Annotated in this window: 16 protein-coding genes; 11 read left to right on the top strand and 5 right to left on the bottom strand. The window is 72.5% G+C overall.

Going from position 1 to position 17,239, the window contains the following annotated elements; all coding sequences use genetic code 11:
- Positions 1 to 61: 61 nt before the first annotated feature.
- Positions 62 to 3,553 carry a SpoIIE family protein phosphatase gene (locus IH26_RS0110970; RefSeq protein WP_034214704.1) on the top strand — a complete coding sequence of 1,164 codons (3,492 nt, stop codon included), beginning with the start codon at positions 62 to 64 and terminating at the stop codon, positions 3,551 to 3,553.
- On the opposite strand, the gene IH26_RS0110965 is transcribed toward IH26_RS0110970, so the two are convergent.
- Complete coding sequence (locus IH26_RS0110965; RefSeq protein WP_030436042.1) at positions 3,540 to 3,863, bottom strand: STAS domain-containing protein; 324 nt, start codon at positions 3,861 to 3,863, stop codon at positions 3,540 to 3,542. The two genes, IH26_RS0110970 and IH26_RS0110965, sit on opposite strands and share 14 nt — an antisense overlap.
- A gap of 103 nt (positions 3,864 to 3,966) precedes the next feature.
- On the opposite strand from IH26_RS0110965, the gene map reads away from it, so the two are divergent.
- Positions 3,967 to 4,824 (top strand): type I methionyl aminopeptidase, encoded by an 858-nt coding sequence (gene map / locus IH26_RS0110960; protein ID WP_030436041.1) that lies wholly within the window; start codon positions 3,967 to 3,969, stop codon positions 4,822 to 4,824.
- 8 nt (positions 4,825 to 4,832) lie between these two features.
- Entirely contained in the window at positions 4,833 to 5,510 is a 678-nt protein-coding gene (locus IH26_RS0110955) for a VIT1/CCC1 transporter family protein (protein WP_030436040.1), read from the top strand.
- Here IH26_RS0110955 and IH26_RS0110950 read toward each other — a convergent pair.
- The 3 genes from IH26_RS0110950 to IH26_RS0110940 all read right to left on the bottom strand — a co-directional run bounded on the left by IH26_RS0110950 (position 5,499) and on the right by IH26_RS0110940 (position 7,175).
- Positions 5,499 to 6,206, bottom strand: coding sequence for a nucleotidyltransferase domain-containing protein (locus IH26_RS0110950; RefSeq protein ID WP_030436039.1), 708 nt, complete (start codon positions 6,204 to 6,206; stop codon positions 5,499 to 5,501). The genes IH26_RS0110955 and IH26_RS0110950 overlap by 12 nt on opposite strands.
- A 70-nt stretch (positions 6,207 to 6,276) precedes the next feature.
- Complete coding sequence (locus IH26_RS0110945) at positions 6,277 to 6,690, bottom strand: ferritin-like domain-containing protein (RefSeq protein ID WP_030436038.1); 414 nt, start codon at positions 6,688 to 6,690, stop codon at positions 6,277 to 6,279.
- The gene (locus IH26_RS0110940) at positions 6,687 to 7,175 is read right to left on the bottom strand and encodes a hypothetical protein (protein WP_425394373.1); all 489 of its coding nucleotides are present in this window, start codon (positions 7,173 to 7,175) and stop codon (positions 6,687 to 6,689) included. The genes IH26_RS0110945 and IH26_RS0110940 overlap by 4 nt, the downstream gene beginning before the upstream one ends.
- Positions 7,176 to 7,373: 198 nt before the next feature.
- Between IH26_RS0110940 and rimP the strand changes: the two genes are divergently transcribed.
- From rimP to IH26_RS0110900, 8 genes are all read left to right on the top strand, one after another.
- Complete coding sequence (gene rimP, locus IH26_RS0110935) at positions 7,374 to 7,994, top strand: ribosome maturation factor RimP (protein WP_030436036.1); 621 nt, start codon at positions 7,374 to 7,376, stop codon at positions 7,992 to 7,994.
- On the top strand, positions 7,991 to 9,022 hold the full coding sequence (gene nusA / locus IH26_RS0110930) for a transcription termination factor NusA (RefSeq protein WP_030436035.1): 1,032 nt from the start codon (positions 7,991 to 7,993) through the stop codon (positions 9,020 to 9,022). Before rimP ends, nusA begins: the two co-directional genes overlap by 4 nt.
- Before the next feature lie 40 nt (positions 9,023 to 9,062).
- Positions 9,063 to 9,347 carry a YlxR family protein gene (locus IH26_RS0110925; protein ID WP_030436034.1) on the top strand — a complete coding sequence of 95 codons (285 nt, stop codon included), beginning with the start codon at positions 9,063 to 9,065 and terminating at the stop codon, positions 9,345 to 9,347.
- 144 nt (positions 9,348 to 9,491) lie between these two features.
- A complete protein-coding gene (gene infB, locus IH26_RS57835; protein WP_030436033.1) occupies positions 9,492 to 12,581 on the top strand; it encodes a translation initiation factor IF-2 in 3,090 nt (1,029 codons plus the stop codon).
- 61 nt (positions 12,582 to 12,642) lie between these two features.
- Positions 12,643 to 13,665: a TRM11 family SAM-dependent methyltransferase gene (locus IH26_RS0110915; RefSeq protein ID WP_030436032.1), complete on the top strand. Its 1,023-nt coding sequence runs from the start codon at positions 12,643 to 12,645 to the stop codon at positions 13,663 to 13,665.
- A 33-nt stretch (positions 13,666 to 13,698) separates the two neighbouring features.
- Positions 13,699 to 13,992 carry a DUF503 domain-containing protein gene (locus tag IH26_RS0110910; protein ID WP_030436031.1) on the top strand — a complete coding sequence of 98 codons (294 nt, stop codon included), beginning with the start codon at positions 13,699 to 13,701 and terminating at the stop codon, positions 13,990 to 13,992.
- A 118-nt stretch (positions 13,993 to 14,110) separates the two neighbouring features.
- A complete protein-coding gene (gene rbfA, locus IH26_RS0110905) occupies positions 14,111 to 14,575 on the top strand; it encodes a 30S ribosome-binding factor RbfA (RefSeq protein ID WP_030436030.1) in 465 nt (154 codons plus the stop codon).
- On the top strand, positions 14,572 to 15,606 hold the full coding sequence (locus IH26_RS0110900; RefSeq protein WP_030436029.1) for a DHH family phosphoesterase: 1,035 nt from the start codon (positions 14,572 to 14,574) through the stop codon (positions 15,604 to 15,606). Before rbfA ends, IH26_RS0110900 begins: the two co-directional genes overlap by 4 nt.
- Here IH26_RS0110900 and IH26_RS0110895 read toward each other — a convergent pair.
- Positions 15,603 to 16,826 (bottom strand): alpha-amylase family glycosyl hydrolase, encoded by a 1,224-nt coding sequence (locus tag IH26_RS0110895; protein ID WP_030436028.1) that lies wholly within the window; start codon positions 16,824 to 16,826, stop codon positions 15,603 to 15,605. The two genes, IH26_RS0110900 and IH26_RS0110895, sit on opposite strands and share 4 nt — an antisense overlap.
- Between the last annotated feature and the right edge of the window lie 413 nt (positions 16,827 to 17,239).

Here is a 17,239-nt window from a genome sequence, read left to right as displayed (position 1 = left end):
GTTACGGTGCTGAACCGTGGCTCCCAGTCAGGCGCGCATCCCGTTTGAGCGTGGTGGGGAGATGGGCCGGCGGATGGCCGAGATGGACTGGTCGAGCAGTCCGCTCGGGCCGCCGGACGAGTGGCCGGCGGAACTGGTCACGGCGGTCACCACGATGCTCGCCTCGGGCGCGCAGATCATCATCTTCTTCGGCCCGGAGTACTGCGCGCTGTACAACGACGCCTATATCCCGGTGACCGGCAGCAAGCACCCGGAGTTCCTCGGCCGGCCGGCCCGGGCCATGTGGGCGGAGACGTATTCGCTGCTCGAGGAGCTGTTCGGCCGGGTGCGCGAGACCGGCGACGCGTACTTCGCCGCCGATCACCCGTTCACGCTGGAGCGGCACGGCTTCCTCGAGGAGACGTACTTCGACATCTCCTACGACCCGATCCGCCGGTCGGACGACGTGATCACCGGGATCTTCTGCATCGTCAGCGAGACCACCTTCCGGGTGATCGGCGACCGGCGGGTCCGCACGCTGAGCGCGCTCGGCTCGCGGCTGGCGAACGCCGACGACGAGCCGGCGATGGTCGCCGAGGTGGCCGCGGTGCTCGGCGAGAACCGGGCCGACCTCCCGTACGCCCGGCTGATCTTCGACCCGGCCGCGATGCCGCCGGCCGCGCGGGAGGCGGCGATGACCGGCCGCGGCGGGACGATCGCGCTGCGCGAGATCGTCGCCGACCCGCCGCCCACCGCGGCCGAGGAGGCGCTGGTGCTGCCGGTGGTGGCCGGTGCGAGCGTGGCCGGCGTGCTGATCGCCGGGGTGAGCCGGCTGCTCGCGCTGGACCGCTCGTACCGGGACTTCCTGCAGCTGGTCGTGGCGCAGCTCTCCCGGGCGGTGGCCAACGTGCGCGCCTTCGAGCTGGAACGGGCCCGGGTGGTCGAGCTGGCCACGCTCGACCACACCAAGACCGCCTTCTTCTCGAACGTCAGCCACGAATTCCGTACGCCACTGACGCTCATCCTCGGCCCGCTCGAGGACCTGCTGGCCGATCCGGCGCTCCCGGCCGCCGAACGGGAGCGCCTGCGCCCGATGCACCGCAACGGCATGCGCCTGCTCAAGCTGGTCAACACGGTGCTCGACTTCTCCCGGCTGGAGTCCGGGCGGATGCGCGCCGACTACCGCCCCACCGATCTCGCCGAGTACACCGCTCGGCTGGCCAGCACGTTCCGGTCGGCCGCCGAGCGGGCCGGCCTGGAGCTGGTGGTGGACACCCCGCCGCTGCCCGAGCCGGTGCACGTCGACCGGGAGATGTGGGAGAAGATCGTCCTCAACCTGCTCTCCAACGCGGTCAAGTTCACCGCGGCCGGCTCGATTGAGCTGCGGATCCGGGCCGAGGACGGCCACGCCGTGCTGGCCGTGCGCGACACCGGGGCGGGCGTGCCGGCCGCCGAGCGGCCGCTGCTGTTCGACCGCTTCCACCGGGTGACCGGTGCCTGGTCGCGGACCCACGAGGGCACCGGGATCGGCCTCGCGCTCGTCCGCGAGCTGGCCGAGCTGCACGGCGGCGAGGTGACCGCGGAGAGCGAACTGGGCGCCGGCAGCGTGTTCACCGTGCGGGTCCCGTTCGGCACGGCCCACCTGCCGGCCGACCGGATCGCCGGCGACGCGGCGCTGGTCGTCTCCGACGTGAACCCCCGGCTGTTCCTCGAGGAGGCGTACTCCTGGCTGCGGGACGAGCCGGCCGACGAAACCGTGGCCGCGCCCGGGCAGGGCCGGATCCTGCTCGTCGACGACAACGCCGACCTGCGCGACCACGTGGCCCGGCTGCTGCGCCCGCACTGGGCGGTGACCACCGCGGTCGACGGCCGGCACGCGCTGGAACTGGTCGAGCGGCAGTCGTTCGACCTGGTGCTGACCGACGTGATGATGCCCCGGCTGGACGGCTTCGGGCTGATCGCGGCCCTGCGGGCCGACGAGCGTACCCGGGACGTGCCGATCGTGATGCTCTCCGCCCGGGCCGGCGAGGAGTCCTCCGGCGAGGGGCTGGCCGCCGGCGCCGACGACTACCTGGTCAAGCCGTTCTCGACGCGCGACCTGATCGCGCGGGTGCGGGCGAACCTCGACCTCGGCCAGGCCCGCCGCCTGGTGATCAGCCGGCTGCGCGGGCTGGTCGACGCGGCCGCGGCGGTGAGCACCGTACGCACCACGGCCGAGGTGCTGGACGTCGCGGCCCGGCACGTGCAGGCGATGACCGGCGCCGGCCGGGTCGTGGTCACCGCCCCCGGCGGCCGGGCCGAGGTGGACGGCGGCGGGCCCCCGGGCACGCCCCCGGACGTCCGGATGGCGCTGCCGGACACCTCCGGCGCCGGCGTCGGTGAGCTGCGGGTCTGGTCGGGCGCCGGCGGCCCGCCCGATCCGGCCGTGCTCACCCAGCTGGCCCGGCTGATCGGGCTGCGGCTCGCCAACGCCCGGCTCTACGAGGCCGAGCACCGGATCGCCAGCACGCTGCAGCACAGCCTGCTGCCGCAGTCGCTGCCCCGGGTGCCGGGCGCGATCGTGGCCAGCCGCTACCTGCCGGGCAGCAGCGAGGCCGAGGTCGGCGGCGACTGGTACGACGTGATCGCCGCCCCCGACGACCGGCTGTTCCTGGTGATCGGCGACGTGGTCGGCAAGGGGGTGCCGGCGGCGGCCGTGATGGGCCAGCTCCGCAACGCGCTCCGGGCGTACATCCTCGAGGGTTTCGACTGCGGCGAGGCGCTGACCCGGCTGAACCGGCTGGTCGACAACCTGGGCCGGCGGCAGTTCGCGACCGTGGTCTGCGTGCGCTTCGACCCGGTGGCCCGGCAGCTGTACTACTCCTCGGCCGGGCACCCGCCGCCGGTGCTGATCCGCCCGGGCGGTGCCGCCGAATTCCTCCACGACGGCGCGCTCGGCCCGCCGATCGGCGCGTTCGCCACGGTGACCTACCCGACCCGGGCGGGCGAGCTCGACCCGGGCGGCCGGCTGCTGCTCTACACCGACGGGCTGATCGAGGACCGCGCGGCCGGCATCGACGCCGGCCTCACCGAGCTCCTCGAGGACGCGGTGAAGCCGGCCGACCACGTCGAAGACCTGCTGGACACGCTGCTGGCCAAGGCGGCCCGGCGCACCCGGCGGGACGACATCGCGCTGCTCGCAGTGCAGGCCACCGAGCCGCGCGAGTTCGTGCTGCGGCTGCCGGCCGACGCGACCCGGCTCAGCGTGCTGCGCCGCCGGCTCGCCGACTTCCTGACCGGGCACGGCGTGCCGGAGGCGGACGTGTTCGACCTGACCGTGGCGGTCTCCGAGGCGGCGGCCAACGCGATCGAGCACCCGGTCGACCCGCTCGAGGACCTGATCACCGTAGAGGCGTCGATCGAGGACGACGCGGTGCTGGTGACCGTGCGGGACACCGGGACGTGGCGACCGGTCGCCGAGGGCGGCTTCCGCGGGCGGGGGCTGGCGCTGATCGGGGCGCTGACCGAGCTGTCGGTGTCGCGGGGGCCGGAGGGGACCGCGGTGACCCTGCGGCGGCCGCTCAGGCCTCGGTGATGAGCCACGGCTGGGCCGACAGGCCTGAGATCTCCAGGACCCGGCGCACCTGGGTCGAGGGCAGCACCCGCAGTTGTTCGCCGTAGAGCTCGGCCAGCTGCAGCAGCGCATGGATCGCCGCCGAGTCGAAGAAGGTCACCTCGCGCAGGTCGAGCGTCGCCGCGGTGGCGCCGTCCTTGGTCGCGGCGCGGAACATCGCGTCGGCGGTGGACATGTCCACCTCGCCGGTGACGGTCACGAGCGTGCGATCGCCGGCCACCGCGGCGGTGGCCGAGAAGTTGGGGTCCGGCCCCTCTTGATCCACGAACATACGATTTCACAGGGCCCGGGGGGCAGCAAGAACCGGTCGAACAGGGCAGCCGAGCCGTTATGGTGCCCCGGATGCCGGCGGTGCCCGGCGATAGGCTGGGACGATGACCGTTCGCGCCCCATTGGCGCCGGGAAAGCAGACGCCCTGGCGGGCGGTCCCGGCGCAGATCGTCCGCCCCGAGTACGTGGGCAAGAAGCGCCCGAAAGAGTGGCGCGGCTCGCACGTGCAGACCCCCGAGACCATCGAGAAGATGCGGATCGCCGGGCGGATAGCGGCGCAGGCCACCCAGCTCGCCGGCGAGCACTGCAAGCCCGGGGTCACCACCGACGAGATCGACCGGGTGGTGCACGAGTTCCTGCTCGACCACGGGGCGTACCCGTCGACGCTCGGCTACAAGGGCTTCCCCAAGTCGTGCTGCACGTCGCTGAACGAGGTGATCTGCCACGGCATCCCCGACTCGACGGTGCTCGAGGACGGCGACATCATCAACGTCGACGTGACGGCCTACCTCGACGGCGTGCACGGCGACACCGACGCGACCTTTTGCGTCGGCGCGGTCCGTGAGGAGGCCCGGCTGCTGGTCGAGCGCACGCACGAGGCGATGATGCGGGGCATCCGCGCGGTGGCGCCGGGCCGGCCGATCAACGCGATCGGGCGGGTGATCGAGGCGTACGCCCGGCGTTTCGGCTACGGCGTGGTCCGCGACTTCACCGGGCACGGCATCGGCGAGGCGTTCCACTCGGGGCTGTACATCCCGCACTACGACAACCCGCGGCTCGACACGGTCATGGAACCGGGGATGACCTTCACGATCGAGCCGATGATCACCCTCGGCACCCATGAGTACGAGGTCTGGCCGGACGGCTGGACCGTGGTCACCAAGGACCGCAAGTGGACCGCCCAGTTCGAGCACACGCTGGTGGTGACCGAGGACGGATCCGAGATCCTCACCCTCCCGTGACCGCGCCGATGATCGAGCACCAGCACGCGGACGTCTCCGGTGGCTGGCTGCGCGCCGCCACGTTCGGGGCGATGGACGGGCTGGTCACCAACATCGCGCTGATCGCCGGGGTCGGCGGCGGCGGGGCCGGGCGCGACACGCTGGTGCTCACCGGGGTGGCCGGGCTGGTCGCCGGCGCGATCTCGATGGGCCTCGGCGAGTACACCAGCGTCTCCACCCAGAACGAGCAGGTCGCCGCCGAGCTGGCCAAGGAGCGGCACGAGCTGCTGGTCAACCCGGAGGGTGAGCTGGAGGAGCTGGTCGCCACCTGGACCGGGCGCGGGCTGCCCGAGTCGCTGGCCCGGGAGGTGGCCGAGGCGCTGCGCCACCACCCGGAGCAGGAGCTGCGGGTGCACGCGCAGGAGGAGTTGGGCGTGGTTCCGGACGAGCTGCCCAGCCCGTGGGTGGCGGCCGGCTCCTCGCTGGTGTGCTTCGCGATCGGGGCGCTGATCCCGCTGCTCACCTACCTGCTCGGCGTCGACAGCCTGGGGCTGGCGCTCGGGGTGGGCGGGCTCGGGCTGTTCGCGGCCGGTGCGCTGGTCGCGGGGTTCACCGGGCGGAAGTGGTGGATCAGCGGGCTGCGGCAGCTCGCGCTCGGTGCGTTGGCGGCCTTCGTGACGTACGGGATCGGCACGCTAGTCAAATAGCGCGGCCAGATTCCCGTCGACCGGTTTGCCGCGGGCGGCCAGTTCCCGGGCCTGGTCCTGGAGGATCGCGCTGAGCTCCTGCATGTCCGCCCCGGCCACGCCGGTCTTGCGCGCCGCGTCGGCCGCGTTGCGGAAGTACGTGCGGGTCAGCAGCCCAGTGACCAGCGCCGCGTGCAGCCGCGCCTCGGCGATCAGGATGAGCGCCGCGTCGGTCTCGTACCACTCGGCCAGCCGCACCGCCCGGGTGTGCGCGGCCGAGGCGAGCGCCCAGTTGTGCCGGGCCAGCGTGCTGAACTCCGGCGGCCGGGCCTCGGCGAGCCGGGCCAGATGGGTGTCCCGCAGCCGGGCGAACCAGCCCTTCGGGTCGTGCAGCGGCCGGGTGGTCACGTACCGGTCGGCCTCGAGCGGCCAGCGGGAGGTCAGCTCCCGGGCGCGGCGCAGCCCCTCCTCGGCGGTGAGCACCTCGAGATCGACCAGCGTGCCGTCCACCCGGCGCAGCGCGGGACGCGGCCCGGCGCCCGCCCGATACGTCACCACCAGCACGTTCACGTCGCTGCCGTCGTGGTCGTCGCCGTGCGCGAGCGAGCCGTGCACCCCGATCGCCTGCACGTCGGCCGGCCAGCGCCGCTCGATCACCTCGCCGAGGCGTACCGCCAGCTTGCCCCTGGGCGACGCGATGTCGATCTCTTCGTGCACCCCGTCATTCTCGGTGATCCCGCGGTCGACGGTAGGTGCCCGCCGCCGAGCACGAAAACGGACAAAAACCTTAAGAAGCCTTTCCTGGGTACGGCATGGTCCAGGGCGTGATCGAGGCGATGCGGCGCCACCGGCTCGCCCGGACGGCGGCGTCGGTGAGCGCGGCCAGCGCCGCCTCCCGATCGGGGCCCTGGCTCACCCCGAGCACCGGGCGCCAGGCCTGGGCCACGCCGTCCTCGACGTGCACCGCGAGCTTGAGCGCGGTCGCCGGGTCGGTCACCGGGAACGGCAGCTCGTACGCGGCCGGCGCGGCCTCCGGCTGGTCCAGCTTGCCGAGCAGGTAGTCCCGGCGGCCGCGGTGTGCCGTCTCGGCCGCCCGCGCCTCGTTGACCTGGGCCGCGGCGGCCAGATGCACCCCGAGGATGCCGTACGCGTAAATCGCCGCCGCCTCGGCGGCCATCGCCGCCGCCAGCTGCTCGTTCATCGCAGCGCCTCGGCGTGCGTCGCCCGGCAGGCGGCGATCGAGCCGACCATCCCGGCCCGGTCGGGCGGCGCCGCCAGGCAGGCCGCCACCGCCGTCTTCTGCGCCGCCAGCTCGGCCGTGCGCAGGGCGGCGACCGGGTCGGCCGACGCGTTCTCGACCACCGGGCCGGACGGCGCGGCCGACGCGCTCGGGGTGCCGATCAGTTTGGCCAGGTCGGCGGCGTGCACCCGGTGGTCGGCGGCGAGCGGGGCGAGCCGGGCGCTCAGCATGGGCTTGGCGGCGACGGCCCGGTCGTAGGCGGCGGCCAGCGCCAGCGCCTCGTCGAGCAGCGGCTGCAGCGGGTCGGGGGCGGTGGTGGCCGCGGGCGCCGGCTTGTTCTCGAAGACCCCGCAGCCGGCCAGCGTGCTCACGGCGAGGCCGGCCCCCAGCAGTTGCCGCCGTGTAGGTCCCGTCCCCGTGGTGCGCACCGGCCCAGTCAACACCATCGACGCACCGGCACGCAGTCGGCCTTCTTCAGTCCTTTCTTGGGCGGTGGGTGGGGCGGTTGGATGGGGATGGCGCGGAATCGGAGCGCCGGGGAACGCTCCCGGCGTCCCGCGCGTTACGCTCTGCGTCAGCCGCGGGGCTTCTGGCCCGGCGGCATATAGTGCTCTCCTTTGACGATGAATGAAAGGTCGAGCCCGATGACGCAGCGTGGTCGCGCCCGGCCTGGCAGCCGCCCCGGCGCGCGCCGCAGGGACGACGAAGAGCAGCGGGTCCCCGCCGCTCCGCGGATCGACCTGGCGGCGGCGCGGGCCCGGGTGCGCGCGGTGATCGAGCCGGTGATCGAGCAGGCCGGCTACGACCTCGAGGAGGTCAACGTGTCGCGCGCCGGGCGCCGGCACGTGGTGCGGGTCCTGGTGGACACCGACGGGGGCATCAACCTGGATGACGTGGCCGTGGTCTCCCGTGAGATCTCGACGGCCCTGGACGAGGCCGAGGAGCGCGGCGGCGAGGTCCTGGCGGGGGAATATCAGCTCGAGGTCGGCTCGCCCGGGGTCGACCGCCCGCTGACCCTGCCGCGGCACTGGCGGCGCAACCGTGGCCGGCTGGTCGCGGTCAACGGCCTGACCGGCCGGGTGGTCGACGTGGACGACGCGGGCGTGGTGCTCGACGTCGACGGGGTGTCCCGCGCGCTGGCCTTCGCCGAGTTGGGGCCGGGCAAGGTGCAGATCGAGTTCAAGCGCTTGGACGAGGCCGACTTCGGCGACGAAGACGACGTAGACGACGTAGACGATGAAGAGGATGGGGAGGGCGAGGAGTGAACATCGACCTCGCGGCGCTGCGCGCCCTGGAGCGCGAGCGGGAGATCCCGTTCGAGACGATCATCGCGGCGATCGAGACCGCGCTGCTGACCGCCTACCGGCACACCGAGGGCGCGCAGGGGCACGCCCGCGTGGAGATCGACCGCAAGAGCGGCGTGGCGTCGGTCCTCGCCCAGGAACTGGACGCCGACGGCACGGTCGTCCGCGAGTGGGACGACACCCCGCACGACTTCGGCCGGATCGCGGCGATGACCGCCAAGCAGGTGATCCTGCAGCGGCTCCGGGAGGCGACCGACGAGCAGCACTTCGGTGAGTACGCGGGGCGCGACGGCGACCTGATCACCGGCATCGTGCAGGCCGACGCGGCCCGCGCCGAAAAGGGCATCGTGACCGTCGACCTCGGCAAGATCGAAGCGGTGTTGCCGCAGTCCGAGCAGGTGCCGGGGGAGACGTACGAGCACGGCGCCCGGATCCGGGCGATCGTGGTGCACGTGGCCAAGGGCTTCCGCGGCCCGCAGGTGACCCTGTCCCGCTCGCACCCGGCGCTGGTGAAGAAGCTGTTCGCGCTGGAGGTGCCGGAGATCGCCGACGGCACCGTGGAGATCGCCGCGATCGCGCGTGAGGCAGGTCACCGCACGAAGATCGCGGTGCATTCCACCGTGCCCGGCGTGAACGCGAAGGGCGCGTGCATCGGCCCGATGGGCCAGCGCGTGCGGGCCGTGATGAGCGAGCTGCACGGCGAGAAGATCGACATCATCGACTGGTCGGAGGACCCGGCGCAGTTCGTCGGGAACGCGCTGTCGCCGGCAAAGGCCCTGCGTGTCGAGGTGGTGGACGCCGCCACCCGGACGGCCCGGGTCACCGTGCCCGACTTCCAGCTGTCGCTGGCGATCGGGCGGGAGGGGCAGAACGCTCGGCTTGCCGCCCGGCTGACCGGCTGGCGGATCGACATCCGGCCGGACAACGAGCCGGCGGCGTCCGACCGGGTGGCACAGACGGATCGTGATGCGGCCGAGGCGGGAAGCTGACCGGATAAGCGGCGCGCGCGGCCACGGGGTAGACTTTGCCATGGTCGGTCCGACACGCACCTGTGTCGGTTGCCGCAAACGCGCGCCGGCCTCCGATTTGATCAGGTTCGTAGCGGTCGCGTGCGGAGATTCTTTCCTGCTCAAGGCCGATCCGAGCCGCCGACTGCCGGGCCGGGGAGCGCATCTGCATCCTGATCCGGCCTGCTTCGCGCTGGCGGAGCGGCGCAAAGCCTTCGGGCGAGCGCTGCGACTCACCGGTGTCCCCGACACCGGCTCGCTGGCCGAGCACATCCGAGTGGTCTCCGTGGCCGCCCGGAACGACTGATGATCCGGCCCTGGTGGCCGGGTCACGACCCAAGGTAGGACGACCCAGATGAGCACACGATGAAGTCCCTGAAATGAACAGGCTTCTAGTGCACGAGTGAGGTCGTTGCGGGTGCGCTCGCACGACCTCGAAGTGAGGAGTGCAGTGCCAGGCAAGGCCCGCGTACACGAGCTCGCGAAGGAGCTCGGGGTCGACAGCAAGACCGTTCTCGCCAAGCTCAAGGAGATGGGCGAGTTCGTCAAATCCGCGTCCAGCACGGTCGAGGCCCCGGTGGCCCGGCGGCTGCGTGGCGCCCTCGAGGCCGGTTCCGCCCCCGCGGCGGCCCCTGCCCCGTCCGCGTCCAGCGCGCCCGCCGCCGTTCGGCCGGCCCCACCCACCAACGCGCGGCCGCAGCCGCCGCGCCGGCCCGCCGCTCCGGCCGCGGGTGCGCCCAGCGCACCCACGTCCCCGGCGCCGTCGCCCGGCTCGTTCGCGCGTCCCAAGCCGCCCGCCGGCCGTCCGGGCCCCACGCCCGGTCCGGTCGCCAAACCGGCCAGCGCTCACGACATCGAGGTCGCGGCGGCCGAGGCGCGTGCCTCGGCGCTGAAGGCCGAGCAGGAGGCCGCGGTCAAGGCCGCGCAGGCCGCCCGTACCCGGGACGCCGAGCGCCGTGCCCAGCAGCCGCCGGCCGAGAGCCGGCCGAGCGGCCCCCGTCCGGGTCCCGGCGCGGTTCCGCCGCGTCCCGGTTCCCCGGCCGCCACGCCCGGCCGTCCGGGCGCACCGGGCGCTCCCGGCGGTGGCCCGCGTCCCGGCCCGGCCGGTGGCGCTCCGCGGCCGCCGGCGCGCGGTCCCGGCAACAATCCCTTCGGCGTCTCCGGTGGCGGGGCCCCGCGGCCCACGCCCTCGGCGATGCCTCGTCCCAACCAGGCCGGCATGCCGCCGCGGCCGAGCCCGGCGTCGATGCCGCCGCGGCCCAGCCCCGCGTCCATGCCGTCGCAGCGTCCGGGCCGTCCCGGCCCCGGTGGCGGCGGCGGTGGCGCCGGTCGTCCCGGCGGTCCCGGCGGCGGTCGTGGTGGCCCCGGCGGCGGTGGCGGTGGCTTCCGTCCCGGCGGTGGCGGCGGCGGAGCCGGTGGCGGCTTCCGTAGCGGCGGCCCCGGTGGCGGCGGTGGCGGCGGTGGCGGTGGCTACCGCGGCGGCCCCGGCGGTGGTGGCGGCGGTGGCGGTGGCTACCGCGGCGGCCCCGGTGGCGGCGGTGGCGGTGGCGGCCCGGTCGGTGCCGGCGCTCCGGGTCGTCCCGGTGGCGGCGGCCGTGGCCGTGGCAGCGGCGCCGCGGGTGCCTTCGGGCGTCCGGGTGGCCGGCCGACCCGTGGCCGCAAGTCGAAGAAGCAGCGGCGTCAAGAGTTCGACAACCTGTCGGCTCCGGCCATGAGCTCGGGCGCGCCCCGGGGCAACGGCCAGGAGATCAGGCTGTCCCGCGGCGCGTCGCTCTCGGACTTCGCTGACAAGATCAACGCGAACCCGGGCTCGCTGGTCCAGGAGATGTTCAACCTGGGCGAGATGGTGACGGCGACGCAGTCGTGCTCCGACGACACGCTGCTGCTGCTCGGCGAGCACCTGGGCTTCGACGTCCAGATCGTCAGCCCCGAGGACGAGGACCGTGAGCTGCTCGCGCAGTTCAACATCGACCTCGACGCCGAGGTGGACGAGGACCGGCTGGTCGTCCGGCCGCCGGTGGTGACCGTCATGGGTCACGTCGACCACGGTAAGACGAAGCTGCTCGACGCGATCCGCAAGACCAACGTGGTGGCCGGCGAGGCGGGTGGCATCACCCAGCACATCGGCGCCTACCAGGTGCACTACGACCACAACGGCGAGGAGCGTGCGATCACGTTCCTGGACACCCCGGGTCACGAGGCGTTCACCGCCATGCGTGCCCGTGGCGCCCAGGTGACCGACATCGTCATCCTGGTCGTGGCTGCCGACGACGGCGTGATGCCGCAGACGGTCGAGGCGTTGAACCACGCCAAGGCCGCCGAGGTGCCGATCGTGGTCGCGGTCAACAAGGTCGACAAGCCGGACGCCAACCCGGAGAAGGTGCGCCAGCAGCTGGCCGACTACGGCCTGCTCGCCGAGGAGTACGGCGGCGAGACGATGTTCGTGAACGTGGCCGCCAAGCCCGGGATCGGCATCGACGAGCTGCTCGAGGCCGTGCTGCTGACCGCCGACGCGTCGCTGGAGCTGACCGCTCCGGTGGACGGGGCGGCCCAGGGCGCGGTCGTCGAGTCGCACCTCGACAAGGGCCGTGGTGCGGTCGCGACGGTGCTGGTGCAGAAGGGCACGCTGCGAGCCGGCGACTCGATCGTGGCGGGCGGCGCGCACGGCCGCGTCCGCGCCATGCTCGACGAGAACGGCAACCAGGTGGCCGAGGCGCTGCCGGCCCGGCCGGTCCTGGTGCTGGGTCTCACCTCGGTGCCGGGCGCGGGCGACACGTTCCTCGCCGGCGAGGACGACCGTACGGTTCGGCAGATCGCCGAGCAGCGGCAGGCTCGCCGTCGTGCGGCCAGCTTCGCCAACTCGCGTACCAAGGCGACCCTCGAGACGCTCATGGAGCAGCTCAAGGAGGGCGAGAAGACCTCGCTCACGCTGGTCATCAAGGGTGACTCGTCCGGTTCGGTCGAGGCCCTCGAGGACGCGCTGTTCAAGATCGAGATTCCGGACGAGATCCAGCTCAAGGTCATCCACCGCGGCGTCGGTGCGATCACCGAGAGCGACGTGAACCTGGCCTCGGCGTCCTCGGACGCCACCGCCACGATCATCGGCTTCAACGTCCGGGCCTCGAACAAGGTCAAGGAGATGGCCGACCGGTCGAACGTGGAGATCCGCTACTACAGCGTGATCTACCAGGCCATCGAGGAGATCGAGGCGGCGCTCAAGGGCCTGCTCAAGCCGGAGTACGAGGAGGTCGAGCTGGGCACCGCGGAGATCCGCGAGGTCTTCCGCTCGTCCAAGATCGGTCTCATCGCCGGCTGTATGGTCCGCACCGGTCTCATCCGCCGCAACGCCAAGGCGCGCATTCTGCGCGAGGGTGTCGTGGTGGCGGAGAACGTCACGATCAGCTCGCTGCGCCGGTTCAAGGACGACGCGACCGAGGTCCGCGAGGGCTTCGAGTGCGGTTTGACCCTGAACGGGTTCGGCACCCCGCAGATCGGCGACGTGATCGAGACCTTCGAGATGCGTGAGAAGCCGCGTTCCTAGTTGTTCGACGATGCGACCCCCGGTGCTTCGGTGCCGGGGGTCGTCTCTGTAGAAAGGCGCCATGTCCCGGTACGCCCTGCTCCTCGCTCCCTCCGCCAATCGGGTCTACGCCGATCAGGCCGGTCGCCTCGCGTCCGCCGAGTTGGCCGCCTTCGGCCCCGCCCTGTCCACCGATATTTCCGACATATCGCTGGAGTGGATCGGCGGAGTGGAGTACCTGAGCTTTGCCGGCGAGCTGACGCCGGGCGACATTTCGTACTTGTCCAACTTGTCGGCGGCGTATGCGCTCTTCTCCATGGAGGGCGAGTTGCTGCGGCCGATCATGTTGACGCCGCTGGCGCGCTACGACAGCGACCTGATCACGATCCCGAAGTACGCGGGCAAGACCAACGAGCAGTTCACCAAGCTCGTCCTCAACCTCACGGTGCTCGCCTCGGCGTCGGCCGGCCGGATGCTGGCGGGTCACCTCACCGTGCTCGACCCGCTCTGCGGCCGGGGCACCACCCTCAACCAGGCGCTGATGTACGGCTACGACGCGGTCGGGGTCGAGATCGACGGGAAGGACGTCGAGGCGTACAAACTCTTCCTGCAGACCTGGCTCAAGCGCAAGCGCCTCAAGCACACCGCCGACCTCGTCCCGGTGCGGCGGCAGGGCCGCCGGGCGGCCCGCCGCCTGGAGGTCACCATGGCCGCCAGCAAGGACGATCACAAGGCCGGCGCCGTGCAGAAGGTCACCGTGCTGCAGGCGGACACCACCCAGCTCGACGGCCTGCTGCGCGGGGGCGTCGCCGACGTGCTGGTGACCGACCTGCCGTACGGGATCGCGCATGGCAGTCACGACGACCGCGGCGGCCTCTCCCGCAGCCCGCTCGACCTGCTGGAGCGCGCGGTGCCGCACTGGCTGCCGCTGGTCCGCCCGGGCGGCGCCTTCGGCCTCTCCTGGAACGTCAAGGTCGCCCGGCGCGAACTGGCCGAGGACATCCTGCGCGCGAGCGGCCTCGAGATCGTCCCGCAGGCGCCGCTGGAGCACCGGGTCGACCAGGGCATCGAGCGCGACGTCCTGATCGCCAGGAAACCCGGCTGATTCTGTCGGACCCGGGCGGTACCGTGCTGCCTGATGTTTACCGAGACCGCAGTGTTCGACCTGCTGCTCCCCGGCGACTCGCGCTCGCTGAAGCAGAAGCGTTCCTACGTCCGCCCGATCCTCGCGATGCTCAAGAAGTATGAGGTCAGCGCCGCCGAGGTCGGCCTGCACGACCTGCACGGCCGAGCCCAGATCGGCGTGGCCGTGGTCGCGCCCGACGCCGCCCAGGCAAGGGCCGTGATCGATACCTGCGAAAACCAGGTGGCTGGTCGCCCCGAGATCGACCTCCTGTCCGTCAAACGACGCTTGTACGGGGACGAAGACTGAGCTGGCTGGCTCCGCTTCGCTTCGCGGGACGTTCGTCGGTATCGGCGCCTGGGTAGGCTTCAGCAGGTTAGGGCGGGGAGCGGTTCGGACCCGCGAAATTCAGTCGGAGGTGGGCGATATGTCGGACCCGGCCAAGACGCGTCGGCATGCGGAGCGCGTCAGGGAACTGGTGGCGTCGCTGGTGCGTGAGATCAAGGACCCCCGACTGGGCATGGTGACGATCACCGACGCCCGGATCACCGGCGACCTGCGTGAGGCGACCGTCTACTACACGGTCCTCGGCGACCCGACCGAGCAGGCGGCCACCCAGGCGGCGCTGGAGAGCGCCAAGGGCATGCTGCGCAGCCGGGTGGGGCACGCCCTCGGCCTGCGCCACTCGCCGAGCCTCGCGTTCGTGCTCGACAACGTGCTGGACCACGCCAAGGAGATCGACGACCTGCTCGCCGAGGCCCGCCAGCGCGACGAGGAGGTCCAGCGCCTCGCGGCCGGCAAGCAGTATGCGGGCGACCCCGACCCGTACAAGGCCGACGACGACGACGAAGCCGACACCGAGCGGGTGGGCGCGCGCGAGGATCTCGGGTGACCACTTCCTCGGGCGAGCCCGGGGGAGTGACCGACGCGGAGTGGTCCGCGGCCGTCGAGGCGGTTCGCGGGCTCACTCCCGGCCCGGAGGGTGACGAGGTCCAGCTCATCTGCCACGTGAACCCGGACGGCGACGCGCTGGGCAGCATGCTCGGGTTCGCGCTCGGCCTGCGGCGGCTGGGCTTCACCCGGCTGCGCGCGACCTTCCCGGGCAGGTTCGAGCTTCCCCTCCCATACCAGGATCTCCCCGGTCTTGATCTTCTGGTGCCGCAGGACGAGGCGTTCACCGAGCCCGCGCTGGTGCTGACCTTCGACGTGGCCGGCGAGTCGCGGCTGGGCGACCTGCAGAGCCTGCTCGCCGCGCCGTGCGTGATCGTGCTCGACCACCACGGGTCGAACACCCGATTCGGCCGGCTCAACCTGGTCGATCCGGCGGCCGCGGCCACTTCGGTGGTGGTCGACGGCCTGCTCGGCCGGCTGGGCGTGCCGCTGGACCAGGAGATCGCCGAGTGCCTGTACGTGGCGCTGGCCACCGACACCGGCTCGTTCAAGTTCGACCTGACCACGCCGGCCGTGCACGAGCTGGCCGCGCGGCTGATCGCCACCGGTATCCGCCCGGGTGACATCTCCCGGCGGATCTTCGACACCCGCCCGTTCGGCGCGGTGAAGCTCGCCGGCGAGGTGCTGGGCCGGGCCTCCCTCGACCCCACCGCCGCGGGTGGCTTGGGCATGGTCTGGACGTACGCGACGCTGGCCGACCTCGCCCGCTTCGAACAGCGCCCGTACGTGCTGGACACGCTGATCGACCCGGTCCGCAGCGTGGCCGAGGCGGACGTGGCGGTCCTGGTGAAGCAGGCGGCCGAGAACGAGTGGGGCGTGTCGCTGCGCAGCAAGGGCGCGGTCGACGTGAGCAAGGTCGCGGTGGCGCTGGGCGGCGGCGGCCACCGGCTGGCCGCGGGCTTCACCGGCCACGGCACGCCCGGCGAGGTGGTCGCCCAGGTCCGCGCGCTGCTGGAGCAGCACCTGATCTAGGCGGTGACGACCATCCAGCCGTACGGCGGGAGGTCGGCGCTCGGGCTGCCGCCCTCCGGCCGCCAGTCCCGGCCGGGCAGCTCGGCCCGAGCCGGGGTGTCGCCGAAGTTGAGGGCCACCCCGACCGCCGCGCCGTCCGGCCCGGTCAGCGTGTAGGAGAGCACGTTCTGGTCGAGCGTGTGGATCTCGGTGGCGGCGCCGACCAGCCACGGATGCCGCCGCCGGATGCCGATCAGCCGCTGGTGCAGCCGCTGGGCGTCGAGCCCGTAGTCGCCCAGGTCGGCCGAGAACGCCGGCCGGATCGCGTCGTCGCCGCCCTCGCGCTCCTCCTTCACGCCCCGCCAGGCCCGCTCGTCGCCGTAGTAGACCGACGGGATGCCGCCGACCGTGAAGAGCACGGCCAGCGCGTGCGGCAGGTGCCGGTCGTCGGTGAGGCGGCTGGCGATCCGGGTCACGTCGTGGTTGCCGACGAAGGTCAGCGGCGCGAACGCGCCGAGCAGCTCGTTGTGCCGGCCCAGCGCGTGGGCCAGCTCGTGCGGGTTTACGTCGTTGAGTGAGCTCCAGATCGCCTTCCACAGCTCGTACTGGGTGACCGAGTCGAGCCCGCCCTCGGTGACGTAGGACGGGTAGTCGCCGTGGATGACCTCGCCGACGAACCACGCCTCCGGGTGCTTCGCCCGGGCCCGGTCGGTGACCGTGCGCCAGAACGGGAGCGGCACCGCGTACGCCGCATCGAGCCGCCAGCCGGCCACGCCCCGCTCGAGCCAGTAGCCGAGAACCTCGGTCACATAGTCGGCGACCTCGGGATTCGCGTGGTCGAGCGTGACCAGCCGATCGTGCCCCTCGAAGGTGCGCACGCCGGCACCCTCCCGCAGGAACCAGTCGCTGCGCCCGAACGACCGGGCCACGTGATTGAAAACCCCGTCGAGCAGCACGCGTACGCCCTTGGCCGCGGCCTTGTCGACCAGCGTCACCAGATCGTCCTCGCTGCCGAGCCGCGGATCGACCCGGAAGTGGTCCACGGTGTCGTAGCCGTGTGTCTCCGAGGCGAAGACCGGCCCGAGCGCCAGCCCGTTGCAGCCCAGCTCGAGCAGGTGATCGAGCCAGTCGGCCAGCTGCGGCAGCCGGTGCCGCGGCGGCGCGCCCTCGCTCTCCCGCTCGGCCCCGAGGAAGCCGAGCGGATAGACCTGCCACCAGATCGCGTAGTCGGACCAGCGCACCCCGCAAAGGTACTGGCTGGTACCGGTTTCTTCGTCTCCGGTGTCCCGGAGCGTGGGAACGACGTCCCGATCTCGGGACCTGAACGATAGTTTGGTCCTTAACGGTGATTTGGTTTTGCGCGGCCGTCACCACCGCCCGCCGCGAAACCTCGAGCCACCCGGGTCCACCGATCCCGGGCCGCGCCACCTTCGCCAGGCGTCCGGCGACCCCGGACTCGGCCCCGTGACGCACCGCTCGACCGATTCCGTTTCTGGGCGCGCGCCCTCTTCGCCGCGCCCTCCCGTACCCGGAGGACCACCATCATGGCTGCCAAGCCGAAGCCCCAGCCCACCGACGAAGCCCGCGAGCAGGCGCGTCGCGCCCTGCAGACCTCGCTGGACACGCGGCAGTAGGGGCCTGTAAGCACTGAAGT

The sequence above is a fragment of the Actinoplanes subtropicus genome (assembly GCF_000721705.1).
GTDB classification, from domain to species: Bacteria; Actinomycetota; Actinomycetes; order Mycobacteriales; family Micromonosporaceae; genus Actinoplanes; species Actinoplanes subtropicus.
Note: the sequence above shows the minus strand (reverse complement) of the source record. Positions and strands in the feature narration are given on the sequence as shown.

Bases quoted from the DNA above. Each gene is read 5' to 3' on its own strand.
- IH26_RS0110970 (WP_034214704.1), top strand. From the start codon at position 62: ATGGGCCGGCGGATGGCCGAGATGGACTGGTCGAGCAGTCCGCTCGGG.
- IH26_RS0110965 (WP_030436042.1), bottom strand. From the start codon at position 3,863: ATGTTCGTGGATCAAGAGGGGCCGGACCCCAACTTCTCGGCCACCGCC.
- map (WP_030436041.1), top strand. From the start codon at position 3,967: ATGACCGTTCGCGCCCCATTGGCGCCGGGAAAGCAGACGCCCTGGCGG.
- IH26_RS0110955 (WP_030436040.1), top strand. From the start codon at position 4,833: ATGATCGAGCACCAGCACGCGGACGTCTCCGGTGGCTGGCTGCGCGCC.
- IH26_RS0110945 (WP_030436038.1), bottom strand. From the start codon at position 6,690: ATGAACGAGCAGCTGGCGGCGGCGATGGCCGCCGAGGCGGCGGCGATT.
- IH26_RS0110940 (WP_425394373.1), bottom strand. From the start codon at position 7,175: ATGGTGTTGACTGGGCCGGTGCGCACCACGGGGACGGGACCTACACGG.
- rimP (WP_030436036.1), top strand. From the start codon at position 7,374: ATGACGCAGCGTGGTCGCGCCCGGCCTGGCAGCCGCCCCGGCGCGCGC.
- IH26_RS0110925 (WP_030436034.1), top strand. From the start codon at position 9,063: ATGGTCGGTCCGACACGCACCTGTGTCGGTTGCCGCAAACGCGCGCCG.
- IH26_RS0110915 (WP_030436032.1), top strand. From the start codon at position 12,643: ATGTCCCGGTACGCCCTGCTCCTCGCTCCCTCCGCCAATCGGGTCTAC.
- IH26_RS0110910 (WP_030436031.1), top strand. From the start codon at position 13,699: ATGTTTACCGAGACCGCAGTGTTCGACCTGCTGCTCCCCGGCGACTCG.
- rbfA (WP_030436030.1), top strand. From the start codon at position 14,111: ATGTCGGACCCGGCCAAGACGCGTCGGCATGCGGAGCGCGTCAGGGAA.